The 19,322-nt window shown below is 50.4% G+C and carries 15 protein-coding genes; 3 read left to right on the top strand and 12 right to left on the bottom strand.

Annotated elements, in window-relative coordinates; genetic code table 11:
• Window positions 1-2: 2 nt before the first annotated feature.
• The 7 genes from wcaD to OGX98_RS03910 all read right to left on the bottom strand — a co-directional run bounded on the left by wcaD (window position 3) and on the right by OGX98_RS03910 (window position 7,572).
• A complete protein-coding gene (gene wcaD / locus OGX98_RS03940; RefSeq protein ID WP_286594849.1) occupies window positions 3-1,220 on the bottom strand; it encodes a colanic acid polymerase WcaD in 1,218 nt (405 codons plus the stop codon).
• Entirely contained in the window at window positions 1,195-2,412 is a 1,218-nt protein-coding gene (wcaC, locus tag OGX98_RS03935; protein WP_200012722.1) for a colanic acid biosynthesis glycosyltransferase WcaC, read from the bottom strand. The genes wcaD and wcaC overlap by 26 nt, the downstream gene beginning before the upstream one ends.
• Window positions 2,409-2,897, bottom strand: coding sequence for a colanic acid biosynthesis acetyltransferase WcaB (gene wcaB / locus OGX98_RS03930; RefSeq protein WP_045444710.1), 489 nt, complete (start codon window positions 2,895-2,897; stop codon window positions 2,409-2,411). Before wcaB ends, wcaC begins: the two co-directional genes overlap by 4 nt.
• A 2-nt stretch (window positions 2,898-2,899) precedes the next feature.
• Window positions 2,900-3,742: a colanic acid biosynthesis glycosyltransferase WcaA gene (wcaA, locus tag OGX98_RS03925; RefSeq protein WP_225761144.1), complete on the bottom strand. Its 843-nt coding sequence runs from the start codon at window positions 3,740-3,742 to the stop codon at window positions 2,900-2,902.
• Between the two features lie 76 nt (window positions 3,743-3,818).
• Window positions 3,819-5,981, bottom strand: coding sequence for a tyrosine-protein kinase Wzc (gene wzc, locus OGX98_RS03920; RefSeq protein WP_286594846.1), 2,163 nt, complete (start codon window positions 5,979-5,981; stop codon window positions 3,819-3,821).
• Window positions 5,978-6,427 carry a low molecular weight protein-tyrosine-phosphatase Wzb gene (gene wzb / locus OGX98_RS03915; RefSeq protein WP_045444719.1) on the bottom strand — a complete coding sequence of 150 codons (450 nt, stop codon included), beginning with the start codon at window positions 6,425-6,427 and terminating at the stop codon, window positions 5,978-5,980. The genes wzc and wzb overlap by 4 nt, the downstream gene beginning before the upstream one ends.
• A 5-nt stretch (window positions 6,428-6,432) precedes the next feature.
• On the bottom strand, window positions 6,433-7,572 hold the full coding sequence (locus OGX98_RS03910; protein ID WP_045444723.1) for a polysaccharide export protein: 1,140 nt from the start codon (window positions 7,570-7,572) through the stop codon (window positions 6,433-6,435).
• Between the two features lie 653 nt (window positions 7,573-8,225).
• On the opposite strand from OGX98_RS03910, the gene OGX98_RS03905 reads away from it, so the two are divergent.
• Window positions 8,226-9,812 (top strand): TerC family protein, encoded by a 1,587-nt coding sequence (locus OGX98_RS03905; RefSeq protein ID WP_045444726.1) that lies wholly within the window; start codon window positions 8,226-8,228, stop codon window positions 9,810-9,812.
• Between the two features lie 54 nt (window positions 9,813-9,866).
• Here the strand turns inward: OGX98_RS03905 and asmA are convergent, their stop codons facing one another.
• The 3 genes from asmA to udk all read right to left on the bottom strand — a co-directional run bounded on the left by asmA (window position 9,867) and on the right by udk (window position 13,061).
• The gene (gene asmA / locus OGX98_RS03900) at window positions 9,867-11,720 is read right to left on the bottom strand and encodes an outer membrane assembly protein AsmA (RefSeq protein WP_045444729.1); all 1,854 of its coding nucleotides are present in this window, start codon (window positions 11,718-11,720) and stop codon (window positions 9,867-9,869) included.
• A gap of 26 nt (window positions 11,721-11,746) precedes the next feature.
• Window positions 11,747-12,328: a dCTP deaminase gene (dcd, locus tag OGX98_RS03895; protein WP_045444731.1), complete on the bottom strand. Its 582-nt coding sequence runs from the start codon at window positions 12,326-12,328 to the stop codon at window positions 11,747-11,749.
• Between the two features lie 91 nt (window positions 12,329-12,419).
• Complete coding sequence (udk, locus tag OGX98_RS03890; RefSeq protein WP_003036776.1) at window positions 12,420-13,061, bottom strand: uridine kinase; 642 nt, start codon at window positions 13,059-13,061, stop codon at window positions 12,420-12,422.
• 316 nt (window positions 13,062-13,377) lie between these two features.
• On the opposite strand from udk, the gene OGX98_RS03885 reads away from it, so the two are divergent.
• A complete protein-coding gene (locus OGX98_RS03885) occupies window positions 13,378-16,707 on the top strand; it encodes a diguanylate cyclase (protein WP_048221094.1) in 3,330 nt (1,109 codons plus the stop codon).
• On the opposite strand, the gene alkA is transcribed toward OGX98_RS03885, so the two are convergent.
• Entirely contained in the window at window positions 16,675-17,544 is an 870-nt protein-coding gene (alkA, locus tag OGX98_RS03880) for a DNA-3-methyladenine glycosylase 2 (RefSeq protein ID WP_048222613.1), read from the bottom strand. The two genes, OGX98_RS03885 and alkA, sit on opposite strands and share 33 nt — an antisense overlap.
• A 136-nt stretch (window positions 17,545-17,680) precedes the next feature.
• Here alkA and yegD point away from each other — a divergent pair, with 136 nt between their 5' ends.
• Window positions 17,681-19,033: a molecular chaperone gene (gene yegD, locus OGX98_RS03875; protein ID WP_286594904.1), complete on the top strand. Its 1,353-nt coding sequence runs from the start codon at window positions 17,681-17,683 to the stop codon at window positions 19,031-19,033.
• 99 nt (window positions 19,034-19,132) lie between these two features.
• On the opposite strand, the gene OGX98_RS03870 is transcribed toward yegD, so the two are convergent.
• Window positions 19,133-19,192 (bottom strand): type I toxin-antitoxin system Ibs family toxin, encoded by a 60-nt coding sequence (locus tag OGX98_RS03870; protein WP_136345439.1) that lies wholly within the window; start codon window positions 19,190-19,192, stop codon window positions 19,133-19,135.
• Window positions 19,193-19,322: the final 130 nt, after the last annotated feature.

The raw sequence follows: 19,322 nt of genomic DNA, 5'->3' as shown, positions 1-19,322 counted from the left end.
AATTACCTCGCGATATTCAACGCCTTGCGCAAAATAAACGGACACACAATTAAAAAAGCGTATTCCGGACTAAATACTGAACCGGTGAAAAACAACGACAATGGCGTAAAAAGATAAAGCTGCACCCGATAATTCTGATTATCGCCAAACGCATTCAGCATCATTTTCATGGCTGTCCCCATATACCAGAGGGCTAATATCACGGCAAACCATGAAAAATATATAATCAACAAATACAAACCATTGTCTATCGTTTTACCTACATCCGCACCGTTAAAAATTCCGAATGACGCAACATACTCATAAAGTGAGCCGAATCTGACTACGCCATCAATATTCAGCAGAGAATAACCAACCATTACCAATGGGCCGACGATACGATAATACGATGACGAACCTTCTGTACCTAAATCTCCCAGACGCGTCGAGATGTATGGAAATGCAAATACCACTCCAATCAGAAACACGCTTAGTGAGATAATCGCCAACGGTAACTTCTTTTTTATCGCATCTTTATTCAAATACTGGAACACCCACTCCAGTAAATAAAACAAGATAAATGTCATCACCCCCGAAAACGATCCTGATAATATTACCCCTAACAGAATCATAGCATCGGACTTAGGCGTTTTGATACCAAACTGTTTGATACTGAGCCAAATTGAGATTAAGGCCAGAGCGAAAAATGCCGGTTCGAAATAGAGTGCGGTAGTACGTTTGCCACCAAACTTAATAAAGTTCAGAACATAACTATTGCTGTAAATAAGATATTTCGAAATAACTTCCATTACGCTACTGCTACCGCTCAGAATAATCTGTGTCATTTCAATCGCAGCAAGCCCCACCACCAGCCCTACTACCAGCCAAAAGGAACGTAAAATTTTCCGATAGTTATGCGGCGAAATCGTTTTGAACCGAATACTCCACACCATACCAATGATGATCACGGTATACACAAAAAGCATCGCGGAGGTGACATATTTGCTTGCATCCAGCGACTGACCGAACAGATAGTTAAATGCTGTCAGTCCTCCACCGACACCGAGCGCAATCAGCAACTTTTTGATATTGATGCGTTCAATAAACAGCAACAACAGAACCGGTAAAAAAGTGACGATCGTGACGGGAAAACTTTCTCCCAGTTGTGCAAGTTTGACATTAACCAGCAGATACAGCAGCGGTAACATCAGGTAGCTACAGATTCTGATAGAACGAGACATATTCCTCCAGCATCTGTTGCCCGCTGTATGCAGCCCGACTACGCTGGCTAAACGTCGCAAGCGAAGTAGCGAATACAGCCTGAGCTATTTCTGACTTATTCAGTTGTACCAGTCGCAGGACATCAGCGTCGCTGAACGTTTTTCCTCCCGATTTAGCCAGCACTTCCTGCGCTGCCTCGCTATGCGTGGCGATCACCGGCACACCGATAGATAGCGCTTCGCATAAAATCAACGGATAGTTATCAACCCGGGAACTGAATACCAGCCCATCCATTTGATTAAGAGCACTCATTAACTTGCCCTTATCGGTTTCAAATCCGTGATTGGTTACGTTCACCCCGGTAAACGGCGAAAACTTACCGAAGGTATGTAGCTCTATCTTGTCGCCCAGCGCGACCATCTGGCGCACCAGTTGCTGGTTCGTTTTACCGTCATAGCGCAAGTCGTGAGCCACTACTGCAATTTTCGGCCTGCTGTGATGTTCCATTGCCTGTGGCAGGTCAGAGAGAATGGCTTCCGTTGCAATATCAATCCCGTTATTAATAATGCGGCAGCGTCCTGCGCCGTACAGGTGGTTAAACGCATCGGCTACATGCTGACTGGGAGAGATGAACTGGCAGCCTAACGCCAGCATGGCGCGAAACATCTGTCGTTTGCCGGGCAGTTGTTGGTGCGCCTTATCGACTTTTACTGGGGGATAGTTGGTCAGCGTTGGGCATTTCTGACAGTCAGTTTTCCAGCCCTCACAGCCGTCGGTAAAGGCACAGCGACCGGTGACACTCCAGTGATCATGTAGTGTCCAGACGAAGGTGATATCGGGTTTATGCAACTTCACCTTTTGGCAAAACGCCACTACCTCTTCCAGATTCAGCCAGTAGCTGTGCAGCACATGAAAATGCAGCACCAGTGGACCAGATGTACGGGTAACTGTGCGGTACAAATTATCGAGATTGCCAAACAGGTCGCGGTTAGCCAGACGAAACAGCGCAATATTCGCCGCCGACGTCAGACGTGGCGTGTGCTTAATCACGTGTGGATAGTTGTCGTGGCTGATACTTCTCTTGCCGCCTTTGCCATAACCATACACAAAACGCGACGACAACCCTTTATCCAGCGCGCGCAGGTGCAGATCCAAAGCTACCCCTGCTGCCCCTCCTTCTGCGAGTCGGACATTAAACTGTAATATATTCATTTCGTTGCTTTAACCCGTGCTTTTTCACCCACCACCAGCGCGTCGTCAGGAACGTCATCAAGTACAACGCTGCCTGCGCCAATCGTCACGTTATGACCAATGGTGATAGCGCCAAGCAGAATGACATTAGCCCCCAGCTCAACACCGTTACCAATCACCGGGCAGGCCATATCTTTTGCACCAACATTACCGATGGTAACGCCATGGCGAAGGGTAAAATCGTCACCTGCCACTACATGTTTGTTGATAACTACCCCATAGCCATGATGGATGGTAAAACGACGACCGATAGTTGCTGCTGCCTGAATTTCATAGCCAAATACACATTCAGTGATAAGGCGATACATCACCAATATCGGTGCTGCCCACAAGTTGTTCAGCACGTTTTTTTTACGCCACACGGAGCAAAAATGAGCAATCCGATACGCCCCTACCATGCAGCAGGGACGCAGGCTCCAGCCGTTCGCACGTAAATCTTCCAGCATATTTAACGTCCTCTCAGCCCGGCGGCCAGACGCTTGCTGTTACGCACTGAAAGTAACGTCAACAACGTGCGCCAGTTCATTCGTTTGTTACGGATCTGATAGAGAGTAAACAGCTGATATTTTTTGCTGGCCCGGTCAAATTTGCCTTTGTGCTTGCGGTAGAACTGGAAGTAACCGGAGAATTTTCGTGGTGATGATGTAATACGCATCTCGCCGTGATTAACATGCAGAATTTGCGTTGCCTCTTGTACCTTCCATGGCTCGCCATACGCCACCACCATACGCAGGAAAATGTCGTAATCCTGTGCGGCTTTCAACGTTGTATCGAACAGGCACGCTTTAAAGCGCCAGGCCCAGGTAAAGACCTGATTACCAATAATGTTGCGCTTATAGAATTTACGTCGCGAGTACACGGACTTTGGGTAGAGCGGCAGACTGGCTGGCTGCGAATAGACCTCGCCTTCGCAGACATAGTCATCGGCATAGAGAAACGCACGAGTCACCAGTTGATGGCGATATTTGAGGAAGACGCTCAAACGGTTTGGCGTCCACTCGTCGTCGTCATCAATCCCCGTAATGTATTGCCCGCTGGCCTGCATAATGGCCTGATTGCGTACCGCGCATGCCCCGGAGTTAATGGCATTATGAATATAGGTAACACGTGGATCGTTCAGCTCATCGACAAACTGCTGCAACTGCTCCCAGGACGAAGAACAATCATCCACAATGATCATCTCCCAGTGAGGATAGTCCTGGCGCAGCACCGATTTAATTGCCCGGATAGCCAGTTGCTGACGGTTCCAGGTCGGCATATAAATTGAAATTAGCGGGTTGTCTGTTGTCATTCTCATTCCCCAGATCGAGATACGTTTGTCGGCCAGATAAAGCGCGTTTATGCCACCTACCGGCACCGTTCATTAATTACTTCGAATCCGACATGTACTCATATTCGTAGTAGCCGTAATCCTGGTATCCACTGGCGCGACGGAAGATAGAGTTGAGGATCACCCCTTTCACCTGAATGCCGTTTTGTTCAAAGCGGCTCAGGCTGGTTTCGACTTCTTTCAGGGTGTTGACGGCATAACGGGCGACCATCAGCGTAGTGCCGGCATGACGTCCCACAATCGCCGCATCGGTCACTGCCAGTATTGGCGGGGTATCGATGAGCACCAGATCATAGTTCGAGCTTGCCCAGGCCATCAGTTCGCCAAAGCGTTCACTCATCAAAAGTTCTGAAGGATTCGGTGGAACCTGTCCGCGCGGGACCAGATCAAAATTCGCGATTGAGGTTGGTTTTGCACAGGACGAGAGGCCACCCTTACCAATGAGGAGATCGGACAGACCATTGACGTTATTGGTCCCGAGCAGTTCGTGCGTATAGCCTTTGCGCATATCGCAGTCGATCAGCAGAACGCGTTTGTGGGTCTGACTAATGACCGCCGCCAGGTTGGCGCAGACAAACGTTTTCCCAATTGACGGGCTGACCCCGGTAAGCATCAGCACATTGTTGCGCGCCTGCATCATGGCAAAATGCAGGCTGGTACGCAGGCTGCGTACTGCTTCTATCGCCAGGTCGGTCGGATTCCCCACCGCCAACAGCTGACTTTGTTTGTAACGCTTAACACCTTTAATGGTTTTGACGCTATCACGTGCTTTTTGCCACTCAGAAAGAGGAATACTGGCATATACACTGATACCGTTCTCTTCCAACACCTGAGGATTCTCGATCCCACGATTAAACAGAGAACGCAGCAGAACGCCAACAACTGAAAGCATCAGGCCAAGGATAATGCTACCGAGAATTATCAGCGCAGTTTTCGGTTTCAGTACGCCAGGCTGAGCAATGGCGGGGTCAACAATACGAACATCACCTACCGTACTGGCTTCGGTTATCTTCAGCTCCTGCTGTTTGTTCAGTAACTGCATATAAACCTGCTGACCAGACTCAACATCGCGGGTCAGGCGGACAATTTCCTGCTGCGTTTTCGGCATTGCGGTCACGCGCCCGTTCAGTTTGCTTTTCTCATCTTCCAGCGCCTGGCGTTTTTCCAGCAGCGTGCGATACGCCGGGTGCGCTTTGGTGAACAGTTTGGAAATTTCAGCTTCTTTGAACGTCAGTTCATTCAGCTGAGCATCAATATTCACCATCGAATCCAGTACCGCTTTCGCCTCCAGCGGAAGATCTACTGAGTCCTTATCCTGGCGAAACGCATTCAGTTTATTTTCCGCAACATCCAGGTGGTTACGCACCTCGGGCAGTTGCTTTGCCAGAAACGCCAGGCTTTTGGCCGCCTCTTCAGATTTACGCGCCACGTTTTGTTCCAGGTAGTTACGGGTAATACTGTCGAGGATCTGGCGGATCTGCTCCCGGTCTTCACCGGTAAATGTCAGGCTCAATACGCCGGTGTCTTTCCCGGTTTCAGTGACGCTCAGGTTATTTTGCAGGGTATTGATCATCCCAAGCGTGGAAAATTTACTGATGGTGAATTCGCTGTCGGGGCTGGCATGAATTGCCTGGACCTGCATCGTAACCCCATCGTGGTTTAACAACTTTCCGACCTGCCCCCGGGCGCTAAAACCCCCGTCGCTCGTCAGTTGGTAACTTTTGGCATTCAGCACGGTCAGCGTAAAGATCTGTTCATTCATCGGCTTTGGAAAAGTGAATGTCGTCACTTTGACCGTTTCGTTCTGGCGGCCCATGAGTCGCTCCCAGCCCGCGCCGAAAAAGGGAAACGTATTTTTGGTGACGGCGATATCCAAATCGAGATCGTCCACCGTTTTACCCAATACCAGTCGCGACTGGATAAGCTGGATTTCGGCTTCAGAAGCCGGGGGCTTGTTCGATAACGCTGAACCAATATCCTGAACCAGCGAGTTACCGGTATTTTGCTCAATTTGCACCAGAGCATCAGCACTGTAGATAGGGGTGGCAAACAAGGTGTAGATCGCAGCACACAGCGCAAAAGCAGTGGTTATGCCAAGCACCCACCAACGCGCTTCTATAACCGTCCCCACCAGGCGACCGATATCGATTTCATCGTTGCCTGTTACCGGCGTGGCAGACTGTTTTATTTTTTCCGTCATTGTTTATCCTGCTCCGCGTTCAGCGCCTTAGCCCATTGGCGGGCAGACCGTTCAAGTAATGCGTATACCGAGTCAAATGCTTCGTGGCTTTTGCGATAGGGATCGGGGATTTCACGCTCACCGTCCCAGTGACCAAAAAGCATCACTTTGCCCCGCATCTCCGGCACCATTTCACACAGTGCTGTAATGTGGCGCTTTTCCATGGTCAGGATCAGGTCATACTCCCGACACATTCGCCCCGAAATTTGACGCGCGCTATGATTTGCAAGAGACAGGTCGTGTGTCTGAGCCACGCTAATGGCTTTTGGATCCGCACCTTTGCCGACCAACGCGCCCAGGCCCGCGGAAGAGACCGTCAACGCCGGATGAAATTGCCTTAACAACCGTTCTGCCGTTGGGGAGCGGCAAATGTTCCCCACGCAAACGACTAATATCTTGTTAAACATGGCGATTACCAGTTGTGAAGGTCGCTGGCCGTATCCGTCATGTAACGAACACCGCTGATAGTCGGCAGCAACTGATTGATCAAACGGTTCCAGCGAGAAACCGGCGCGGTCGTGACATACACCACGTCGTATGGCTGAAGTCGGAAAGAGGTCGCCATCACCAGAGAGGTCGCATCTGACATATCCAGTTGGTAGATATTGGCAATTTTGCCGCTGCGTTCGCCCTCGCCTTTTAACGGTCGAATGACGAAGATACCGCTGGCATTGGAGGTGGTCAGGTCGATACCTTCCGCATTTCCCAGCGCTTCGGTAAGCGTCATCCCGCTGAAGTCCATTTTGAGGGTGCTCTGTTTTTTCACTTCCCCCATAACGAAGACTTTCAGATCGTCATTACGTGGGACAAACAGAATGTCGCCAGGATAGAGCAGACGGTTCTGGCTCAGATCGCCATTTTGCATCAGCGCCTGCAGGGAAATACGTTGCTCCTGCCCACTATGGGTGAGCACAACGTTACGCCAGTCTGCCGCCTCGGTCAGTCCACCGGCGGCGTTAATCGCATCAAGGATAGTTAACGGAACGTTGGTGATGGCCTGCTGGCCGGATTTATTAACCTGCCCTGAGACATACGCCTTCTGCGAGCGGAAAGCAGCGATATTAACGTCCACCTGCGGGTCAGCAATGTACTTCGCCAGGCGCCCGGTAATATCACTACGAATTTCTGCCAACGTTTTCCCAACAACGCTCACTTTACCAATGTAGGGATAAAACATGGTGCCATCAGGTTGAACCCAGTTGCCGGTATCACTTGAGCTTCGGTATTGCCCCGCTGGCGTTGTGAGTTCTGGATGATCCCAGACGGTCACATTTAGTACATCACCTGCGCCGACCCGATACTGGTACCCCGAAATCTCCTGGTCCAGCGACATATTGGGTTGTGCAACATTCGGTCGTGGACGTAATTGCTCTACCAGTCGAGGGGTTAGTGGATAAACATTCACCATCCGATTGATATCAAAATCAGCATCCTGCTGTTTGATCACATCTTTACCCATCGTAGACATATTGCTGCCCGGAAGTACGGTACAACCGTTGATCAAGATTACCGATACCAATACTGGTATTAATCTAAGTTTGGATTTCATCATTGATTATTTATCACTTTGGCAGAGTAATTATCACGTGCATTCTAAATAGCGTCTTCACCTGTGCCATTTACATTGCCGTTAATTAAACGAAAATATAATCGGCATCAGTCCTAAAAAAATGAATTCGTCAGCAGTCTGTTGACAGATTAATTCAGGCTTATCGTCAGGCGACCAGGCACGCTACCGCCCCTGGCTTCTTTAGCTACCAATGCACTGATTAATTTATATTTTTCTCGCCCCTCTATTTTCATCAATTTCATAGCAACAATGCAGCAGAAATAGCACTGCGGGGTGATATAGTAATATTTCTCTTTTGGTGATTACGGAAAGAATTGTTACAGCTAACGGTGTTACAGGCAAGAAAACAGCTCGTCGTCCCCTTGCTTTTAAGATTAATATTAAGGACGCAAAATTTATATTTTTAGGATTTTATTGATATTGACATTATCACTCTGCAATTACCTAACCTGCGATATTTCTTAAATATGTTAATATTTATAAAACTATATCCTGTAGTAAATTTAAGGCTATTATCTCGTGTCACTCCAGATATAAACGGCAGAGAAATCCCTTATCGCCATTGCATTTTCCGTCGGCTTTATCCATGATCGAATTGTGACAATTGTCATACAACTATGGGTATAGCTTTTACTATGGAATGGATTGCCGATCCGTCGATCTGGGCCGGACTCGTCACGCTAATCGTGATAGAACTTGTTCTTGGCATTGATAACCTCGTTTTTATTGCCATCCTCGCGGAAAAACTGCCACCTGGCCAGCGGGACAAGGCGCGTATTACCGGACTGTTGCTGGCGATGGTCATGCGCCTGCTGCTGCTGGCGTCAATATCCTGGCTGGTGACGCTGACCACGCCACTATTTAGCATCCGGGATCTGAGCTTCAGTGCACGTGACCTGATTATGCTATTCGGGGGATTCTTCCTGCTGTTCAAAGCCACAATGGAGCTTAACGAGCGACTGGAAGGAAAAGACAGCGATAACCCCACCCAGCGTAAAGGCGCTAAGTTCTGGGGAGTCGTGGCGCAAATTGTGGTACTGGATGCCATTTTCTCTCTGGACTCAGTGATCACCGCCGTGGGGATGGTCGATCACCTGGCGGTTATGATGGCGGCTGTCATTATTGCTATTAGCCTGATGGTGCTGGCCAGCAAGTCGTTGACCCGTTTTGTAAACAGCCATCCAACCATCGTCATCCTGTGCCTTAGCTTCCTGCTGATGATCGGTTTCAGCCTGGTCGCAGAAGGGTTTGGCTTCCATATTCCGAAAGGCTATCTGTACGCCGCTATCGGGTTCTCGGTCATGATAGAAGCGCTGAACCAGTTGGCTATCTTTAACCGCCGTCGTTTCCTGTCAGCCAACCATACTTTGCGCCAGCGTACTGCCGAGGCGGTTATGCGCCTGCTAAGTGGACAAAAAGAAGACGCCGAACTGGATGCAGAAACCTCTGCTATGCTGGCGGATCATCACGACGGCCAGATTTTTGCCCCGCAGGAGCGCCGGATGATCGAGCGCGTACTGAACCTGAATCAGCGTACCGTCAGCAGCATCATGACTTCACGTCATGATATTGAGCATATCGATCTCAATGCTCCTGAAACAGAAATCCGCGCATTACTGGAGAAAAACCAGCATACGCGCCTCGTTGTGACCGGAGAAGACGAGCAGGAAGATCTGCTTGGCGTGGTGCATGTGATTGACCTTCTGCAACAATCGCTACGTGGCGAGCAACTCGACTTACGCGTCCTGATCCGCCAGCCGTTGGTATTCCCGGAGACACTGCCGTTGCTTCCAGCGCTGGAGCAGTTCCGTAACGCCCGGACGCACTTTGCTTTTGTGGCTGATGAGTTTGGTTCGGTTGAAGGGATCGTGACACTGAGTGACGTAATGGAAACCATCGCCGGTAACTTGCCTAATGAGGTGGAAGAGATCGACGCCCGACATGATATTCAGAAGAATGCCGATGGGTCATGGACAGCTAACGGACATATGCCACTGGAGGACCTGGTGCAATACGTTCCTATTCCACTGGACGATAAACGTGAGTATCACACGATTGCCGGGCTGTTAATGGAGTATTTGCAACGCATTCCAAAAACCGGGGAGGAAGTTCAGGTTGGTGATTACCTGCTGAAAACCTTGCAGGTAGAAAACCACCGGGTGCAAAAAGTACAGTTAATACCGTTGCACAATAATGAAGAAGAGATGGATTACGAAGTGTAGGTAACGTGTTGTAAGTCGGACAAGACGTTAAGACATCTTGTCCGACAATACAAATCAGAGTTTATCGAGCAGCTTTTTAACGTCCTTGCCGTTGCGGGAGTCTTTATTGCGATCGGCCCAGTCATTCAACCGGCGTTTCGCTTCATCCTGCATGTGCTTACGCAGAAGCTGGTCTACCTGCAGGTTGTAGTTTAAAGCCTGCCACTTACCGTAGACCCTAAGCGGAATAGGAGTGGCTTTCAGGAAATCAATCAGTTTGCTTTCCCCATTCCAGCCGCCCAGCACGCGTACGTTAAACTGTGTATCACAGTTCTGTTCAACCAGATCTAACGTGCCTTTACCTGAAAGTGCCAGCATCGCGGACTGCCCTTCCATGTCGTCCAGCATAACCTTGCCGTTACTCAGCGTCAGATCGGTAACAAAACGATCCAGCCGGGTGACATTGTCCAGATCTTGCTGCGATGTTACATCACCGCCGCTGCGCTCAACCGCCTGCTGCACCAGTTGCTGGAAGTTCATCCCTTCCATACGCGTGTCACTCATCTCGACGCTGGCCTGCCCCTGCCAGTTGTGACGAAATGCCTGAGCGTCAATATCTGAACCTGAAAAATCGCCAGTCAGCGACAGCTTGCCCGTCAGCGCAATCGGATAGTCAAAGGCTTTGAGGATAGTCCCAATTTCTACATTTTCCAGACGTGGATGAAAGACCGCTCGCGGCTGAGTCTTTCTGGCATCCAGCGTACCGGGAAGTGAGATAATCCCACCATTGCTTTTTCCCTGTAACTCATCAATGTTCAGCAATCCGGAATCGTTAGATATCTTCGCGGAAACATTATCAAAGGCCATTTTCCGCCAGAGAACCTTGTCCGCCTGCAATGTAATATCCGCAGAAAACCCCTTCAGTCCTTGATAAGATACGGCATCAACCTGCGAGGCGATGACCGGTCGAGCCAGCGTCGATTGACTCTGTCCCTGTTGCGCCCCACCGTTTGTTACAGCAGCGGCATCCTGTTGCACAATCAGGTTGTCGAGATTGAGCTGACCAAATCGCAGGTCGACCGACCATTCCGGCTTATCCGCCAGCGCGACCATAGCCTGCCCAGTCAGAGAGCTGTCATTAGCCGTCATCTTAATCTGGCTAAATGCGAGCTGTTTTTTATCTTCCTGCCATTGAGCCTGAAGCTGCCCCTGGCCGCGAATCCCCTGCTGCGGCAGGTCGGCGCCCTGTAACTGCCAGCTAAGCTGCTCAATATTAGCCGCGAGATTGTGCGGATAATCAGAAGCATCTACGGTGCCGCTAAGGGATAACGCAAGATCACGCTGATCGCGGTTCACGCGTCCGGTGAAGTCGAACGTACCGCGATGCTGGGCATCCTGTTCCATATTCAGGTGAATGTCACGAACCGTAATCTGTTCATCGTCTTCATGCTGAAATACCAGAACGCTGTCAGCAACCCGCAGACGAGCGATATCAAACGACCATCCGCGATCGTCTGCCAGATCAGGAAACGTATTATCTTTCGGAGCTACGGGCGCATCTTCTCCGCGCACCGCTTCGGTTTGTGGGGTCAGTTGGATCACAGCACCTTTGAGCATCACCTGCTTAACATCGAGCTGATGGCTCAGTAACGGCCACAACGCCACATCAAGACGCATATTGTCGGCACGTACCAGCGGTTCGCTGGCACCTTCAGCCGTTAACACCATGCGCCCGGAGAGGATGCTTAGCTGAGGCCATACATGCCAGCGCAAAGGACCATCTAACTGCAACTGATATCCGCTACGCGCAGCAACCTGCTTTACCATGTACGCGCGGAAATCATTCGGATTAACCAACAGTACTAACGCGGAAAAACCGGCCACCAGCACGACCAGAAGAATCATCAGCGTCGTCAGAAATCGTCTCATGCTATCCCCAATGGACTGACAAATACTCAGTCTTTATCAATCCGGCTGGCTACAGCGCCCTGCTGGTCGCGATATTTCGCATCCTGACGACGATTGTAAGGTCGCGCAGCCGGACCGGAAAGCGGCTCAAAACTCAGCGCGCCAATCGGCATGCCGGGGCGCAGGGCCAACGGTAATTTCCCGGAGTTGTAAAATTCCAGAACAATGCAACCCGACCAGCCCGGATCGATGCGGTGTGCAGTAACGTGTACCATCAGACCCAGACGCGCCAGTGACGAACGTCCGTCTAACCAGCCAACGAGATCGGATGGCAGCGTAACGGACTCCAGAGTGACAGCCAGTGCTAATTCCCCCGGGTGCAGGAAAAACGCCTCACCATCATCGAGAACGATTTCATCACTCATCACGCGATCCAGCGCGGCACTGACTTCATCCTTCGGTCCGCTCAAATCAATATACGGTGCCGTATGACCGCGGAACGTACGAAATTTGTTTCCAAGGCGCACATCTACCGTTGCGCCATTGATTCGCTCGACAGGAGGGCGTGGATTGATCGACAGACGACCTTCATCCAACCAGGCTTCAATATCTCGGTCACATAAACGCATGGCACTTTCTCCTTTCGTGCTTCAACCCCTTAACACCAGACGTGCTAAGGGTGAACCAGGTTATCACTGAACGGTACACAATTCGCTGAACTTATTCAAAGAACTGACTGATTTTCGCCTTCAGAATATCAATTGCGATGCGGTTTTTACCCCCACGCGGCACGATGATATCGGCGTATTGTTTTGAAGGTTCAATAAATTGCAGGAACATCGGACGGACGGTTTTTTGGTATTGCGCCATCACTGAATCCATGGAGCGGCCTCGCTCATTCACGTCCCGTTTGATACGACGCATCAGGCAAATGTCCAGTGGTGTATCAACAAAAATAGAGAAGTTCATCTCGTCACGCAAACGTGCATCCGTCAGCAGCAGAATGCCTTCCAGGATAATCACTTTCTTTGGTTCAATATGAATGGTGTCTTGCGTACGCGTGTGCTCAACATAGCTGTAAACGGGTAATTCAATCGCCGACCCGCGTTTAAGCGTTTGAAGATGCTGAAACAGCAGGCTGTGATCCATCGCGTTCGGATGATCGTAATTCGTTTTTACACGTTCTTCCATCGACAGATGGCTTTGATCTTTGTAATAACTGTCTTCGGGAATAACGCCAATATGTTCGTCACCCACTTGTTCGCGCAATTCGCGATAAAGAGTACTGGCAATAAGACTCTTGCCGGAAGCCGATGCGCCGGCAATGCCGATAATGACGCACTGATGAGACTGATCAGTCATAAATTTAGCGACCTGATTAACCTGGATGTAAGGAAGGGCGGCGTCGAAACGCCAAACGCGGCAATTATAGGGATTTCATTGGCGCGATGCCAGCCCAGGCTGCACCAATGCTGTCCCTGTCGCAAATTAAAATGGTCAGTTTTAAAGCAGGCACGCCATTTATTCTCCCGCCTTATGAATTAATAGCTTGGGAGTGTTAATTTATGAGCAGCTGGCGTATAAATTGTAAATTGTTTGTACTAGCATAATCTCAGATTAAACAGTACGCGCCCGGCATCTCCTCCAGGGCGACATCAGCTATTTGGGTAGAGTGGTAATGAGTAAACAATCCCAACATGTTTTAGTTACCTTACCTCATCCTCTACTGCGCCTGGCCAGTTTAGGTCTGGTGGCTTTTGTCTTTACGCTGTTCTCGCTGGAGCTATCACGCTTCGGAACGCAGCTGGCACCGCTTTGGTTCCCCACCTCTATCATGATGGTGGCATTTTACCGTCATGCGGGACGAATGTGGCCCGGGATTGCACTGGCTTGCTCCTTCGGTAGCATCGGTGCGTCTTTGCTATTTTTCCCTGGCGAGTCACTTAATTTTACCTACACGGCCATCAATATTATTGAGGCAATCACTGGCGCAATGTTATTGCGCAAACTGTTACCCTGGTACAATCCATTACAAAATCTTAATGACTGGTCACGCCTGGCATTCGGTAGCGCCGTCGTCCCGCCGCTGGTTGGCGGCGTTTTAATGTGGCTGCTCCTCCCAGGCGAAACATCGCTAAATACGTTTCTCATTTGGGTTCTGTCAGAATCCATCGGCGCCCTCGCGCTGGTCCCATTAGGTTTGCTGTTTAAGCCTCATTATCTGCTGCGCCATCGCGATCCCCGTTTACTGTTTGAGACTCTCATCACCCTGCTGGTGACCTTAACATTAAGCTGGCTCTCCATGATGTACGTTCCATGGCCGTTTACCTGCGTTATCGTTCTGCTGATGTGGAGCGCCGTTCGTCTGCCACGTATGGAGGCGTTTTTGATTTTCCTGAGCACGGTCATGATGGTTTCGCTGATGCTCGCCGCTAACCCATCGCTGCTCTACACACCAAAAACGCACATTATGACGAGCATACCGTGGTTGCCGTTTTTAATGATTCTGTTGCCTGCCAACATGATGACCATGGTGATGTACGCATTCCGGGCAGAACGAAAACACATCTCTGAAAGCGAATCACGCTTCCGTAATGCTATGGAATACTCGGCGATAGGCATGGCACTGGTCGGTACTGAAGGACAATGGCTTCAGGCAAATAAAGCCCTGTGCCAGTTTCTTGGCTATAGCCAGGATGAGCTGAGAGCGTTGACCTTCCAGCAGTTGACATGGCCGGAAGATTTGAACAATGACCTGGAACAGTTGAATATGCTGTCTCGTGGGGAAATCAATAGTTACTCCATGGAGAAACGCTATTACACCCGCGCAGGCGAAGTTGTCTGGGCGTTGCTGGCCGTTTCGTTGGTTCGCCATAGTGATAACACCCCACTCTACTTTATTGCGCAGGTTGAGGACATCAACGACCTGAAGCACACGGAGTGGATAAATAAACGACTGATGGAACGTATTACGCTGGCAAATGAGGCGGGTGGCATTGGTATCTGGGAATGGGATCTGCAGCCTGACGTGATCAGTTGGGATAAACGCATGTTCGATCTCTATGAAGTTCCTGCGCATATCAAACCAACCTGGCAAGTCTGGTACAACTGCGTCGTTCCTGAAGATCGTGAGTACGCCGAAAATGTGATTCGCGATTCGCTTGCGGCGCGGATCCCTTTCAAGCTCGAATACCGTATCGCGGTAAAAGACGGCGTGCGCCATATTCGCTCGCTGGCTAATCGGGTGCTGAACAAAGACGGTGAAGTTGAACGCTTACTCGGCATTAATCTGGATATGACCGAAGTGAAGCAACTGCATGAAGAGCTTTATCAGGAAAAAGAGCGTTTGCATATTACGCTCGATTCCATCGGCGAAGCAGTGATTTGTATTGACGTTAATATGAACGTCACCTTTATGAATCCAGTTGCCGAGAAAATGAGCGGCTGGCAGCAGGAAAGCGCAATAGGTATTCCATTGCTGACAGTGCTACGCATCACCTTTGGTGAAAACGGTCCGCTCATGGAAAACATCTACAGTGCCGACATGTCACGTTCGGCAATAGAGCAAGAGGTGGTCCTGCATTGTCGTAACGGCAGTAGTTACGATATTCAGTACAGCATCACCCCGCTCAGCACTCTTGACGGCGGTAGTATTGGTTCCGTACTGGTGATTCAGGACGTCACTGAGTCACGTAAAATGTTACGTCAACTCAGCTACAGCGCCTCGCATGATGACCTGACCAATCTTGCCAACAGAGTCAGTTTCGAGAACCATCTGAAACAATTACTGTACACCGTACAGGACTCACACCAGCGTCATGTACTGGTCTTTATCGATCTGGATCGTTTTAAAGCAGTGAACGATAGCGCTGGACACGCCGCAGGCGATGCCCTGCTGCGCGAGTTGTCTTCACTGATGCTCAGTATGCTGCGCTCCAGCGACGTACTGGCACGTCTTGGCGGCGATGAGTTCGGTCTGTTACTACCGGATTGCAATATTGAAAGCGCACGCTTCATCTCGGGCCGTATCATTAGCGCCATCAACGATTATCACTTTATGTGGGAAGGCCGCTTACATCGTATTGGTGCCAGTGCAGGGATCACGCTGATTGATGAAAAAAACCATGTCGCGACCGAGGTCATGTCTCAGGCAGATATTGCCTGCTACGCAGCGAAAAACAGTGGTCGTGGGCGAGTATGCGTGTACGAGCCAGAGCAGAGTCAAACGCATGGTACACGAGGGCTGCTCTTGCCAGATGAACAGAAACAGATTATTACCCACAACCCGATACTCATGGTTGCCAGGGGTGTCGCATCCCCGCGCATTCCTGAGACATTTAGCTTCTGGCTTCTCTCACTACGTCTATGGAATAACGACGGCGAAGTCATCGAAGAACAGACCTTCCGCGCCGGTCTGGCAGATCCCATACTCAATCATGCGCTCGATCGGCGGGTATTTAATGAGTTTTTCTCTCATTCCGCCTCAGCTGTCGCCAGCAAAGGACTCAGTATTGCCCTGCCGCTTTCCGCCGCCGGACTGCTAAATTCGGAGATTGTGGATGAACTGTTGGAGCATCTGGAACAGAGTTCGCTGCCGCCACGGTTATTGCATCTGACCATCCCGGTGGGAGTGATGAATACGCATCCTACACAGGCCGTATCAGCAATCCATCGCCTACGTCATGCAGGCTGTCGTATTATTTTAAGTCAGGCAGGTCGGGACTTAGAGGTCTTTGACAACCTCAAGTATCACGTAGCCGATTACCTTTTGCTCGACAGCGAACTAAGCGCCAGCGCTCACGGTAATCTGATGGATGAAATGTGGGTTTCCATTATACAGAGCCATGCACAGCGTCTTGATATCAAAACCATCGCTGGCCCGGTACAAATGCCACTTATCATGGATGCGCTTTCTGGCATCGGTATCGATATGATTTATGGCGATATCATTGCCGATGCCCAACCGCTGGATCTGTTACTCAACACCAGCAACTTTGCTATCAACTGACGGTTGCCAGCCTTCTGTATACCAGATATGCAACAGCGCATAGGAACGCCATGGCTTCCAGCGCTCTGCATATCGCCGGATTTGCGCAGGTGTCATGCCTGGAAAACGCTGTTTAATCAGGTAGTCATCTGGCAAAAAAATATCCTTCGCCTGCCATCCGCGCAGAGCAAAGTAGTTGGCAGTCCAGCGCCCAATTCCTGGAAAAGTTTGTAGATGCTTCACGCCTTGTTCAATATCAGACGGGGCAACAGATGCAAGCGTACCCTCCAGCGCGGACCGGGCCAGGTGGATCAACGCTTCAGCACGTTTCAGCGGCATACCTAACGCTTTCAGATGCAACGGATCGGCCGAGGCCAGCGCTTCAGGGAGGGGGAAACATACATATTCTGGAGCGTCTTCAAGTGTATCACCGTAGGCATGGGCAACTTTCGCCGTCAATTTTGCCGCCATCGTCACACTCACCAGTTGTCCTAAAATTGCCCGAACCCCCTGTTCGAAGGCATCGACCGATCCTGGTAGCCGCAGCCCAGGGCGAGCAGCCCCCAGATTACCCAATGCGCTGACAATATGTTGGGGACGGCAGGTAAGATCGAACAATCGCTCGATTTTCGCCAGACACTCGGAGGCCACGGGTTGTAACCCTGGACTCAACGTAATCTGCAGCAGGTTGGCTTCCGGATCAGGGGTGACGCTCACCAGGCCGCGATGCTCACCGATGGCCAGGCTTCTTTCATAATACAACTCCCCGACGGTTTCTACGCCATCCACCGCACGTGCGGCAAGAAACCCTAACATCCAGGGCCAGTCATAGGGTGGGTGCCAGCTCAGCGTTAACATCTGGTTTTCCTTTTTATTCAAACCTACAGCATAAACGGTATCCGAACGATGTGCCTTGCTTTCATATTCCAGTTGTCTGGACGGCAACATTTCGCTAAAGTCACGCCCCTTCTTCACTGGCATGGGGATTTTTACGGTGTTTATTGGTTTTGACTACGGTACGGCAAACTGTTCAGTGGCTGTAATGCGTGACGGGCAACCACAATTGCTCAAAATGGAAAATAACAGCACGCTACTCCCCTCTATGCTTTGCGCTCCAACGCGCGAAGCAGTAAGTGAATGGCTGTATCGCCATCATGATGTACCAACAACAGATGACGAAACGCAGGCTCTGCTGCGTCGCGCGATGCGCTATAACCGCGAAGAAGACATTGATGTTAACGCCAACAGCGTGCAGTTTGGTCTGGCGTCGCTGGGTCAGTATATTGAGGATCCGGAAGAGGTTTACTTCGTTAAATCGCCTAAATCTTTTCTGGGTGCCAGCGGCCTGAAGCCACAGCAGGTTGCCCTGTTTGAAGATTTAGTCTGCGCAATGATGCTGCACATCCGCAACCAGGCGCAAAACCAGCTACCCGAAACCATCACCCAGGCTGTAATTGGCCGTCCGATAAACTTTCAGGGGTTAGGCGGTGATGACGCCAACACTCAGGCCCAGGGCATTCTTGAGCGCGCGGCAAAACGTGCTGGTTTCAAGGATGTGGTCTTTCAGTACGAACCAGTAGCAGCGGGTCTGGATTACGAAGCTACATTGCAAGAAGAAAAGCGCGTACTGGTTGTGGATATCGGCGGCGGTACCACTGACTGCTCGTTACTGCTGATGGGACCACAATGGCACCACCGAGCCGATCGTGAAAACAGTTTGCTGGGGCACAGCGGATGCCGCGTAGGCGGTAACGACCTGGACATTGCGCTGGCATTTAAACATCTGATGCCGTTGCTCGGCATGGGTGGAGAAACAGAAAAGGGCATCGCTTTACCCATTCTTCCGTGGTGGAACGCGGTCGCGATCAACGATGTTCCCGCACAAAGTGATTTCTATAGTACCGCCAACGGACGGTTGTTAAACGATCTGATCCGCGATGCTCGCGAAGCTGACAAAGTGTCCCTGCTGCTTAAAGTCTGGCGCGAGCGCCTGAGCTATCGCCTGGTGCGCTGTGCAGAAGAGAGCAAGATTGCGCTGTCGGGCCAGACAAACATCACTACAGAACTCCCGTTTATCAGCGATGCACTGGCAACGGCTATCAGCCAGCAGGGGCTGGAAACGGCGCTGAATCAGCCCCTGGCGCGTATTCTGGAACAGGTACAACTGGCCCTGGATAATGCACAGGAAAAACCGGATGTCATTTATCTGACTGGCGGTAGTGCCCGTTCACCGTTGATTAAAAAAGCCCTTGCAGAACAGCTCCCGGGGATCCCGATCGCCGGTGGTGATGATTTTGGCTCTGTCACCGCGGGACTGGCTCGCTGGGCGGAAGTGGTTTTCCGCTAAGTGGCTCGCAGGCTGAAAAGCACGCGTATTGACATCATCACTACTGTGGCTTATTTTCAGGAATGAGGGTTAGGGAAGGTTTCCCTTCCACCTGGTGTCTTAGTAAGCCGGTAAGCTAATCACTAAGAGTATCACCAGTATGATGACGTGCTTCATCATAACCCTTTCCTTATTTTGGCCCCTTCCTCGGGAGGGGCTTTCCCGTTCCAGCGTCCCGCTGAAATCTTTGGCTTTCCTCCTTTTTGCCGTGCCAGCACTCTAACGCACAATGACGTAATCGCTATTTTCA

The sequence above is a fragment of the Citrobacter sp. Cm046 genome, from assembly GCF_030333065.1.
Classification (GTDB): Bacteria; Pseudomonadota; Gammaproteobacteria; order Enterobacterales; family Enterobacteriaceae; genus Citrobacter; species Citrobacter murliniae.
Note: the sequence above shows the minus strand (reverse complement) of the source record. Positions and strands in the feature narration are given on the sequence as shown.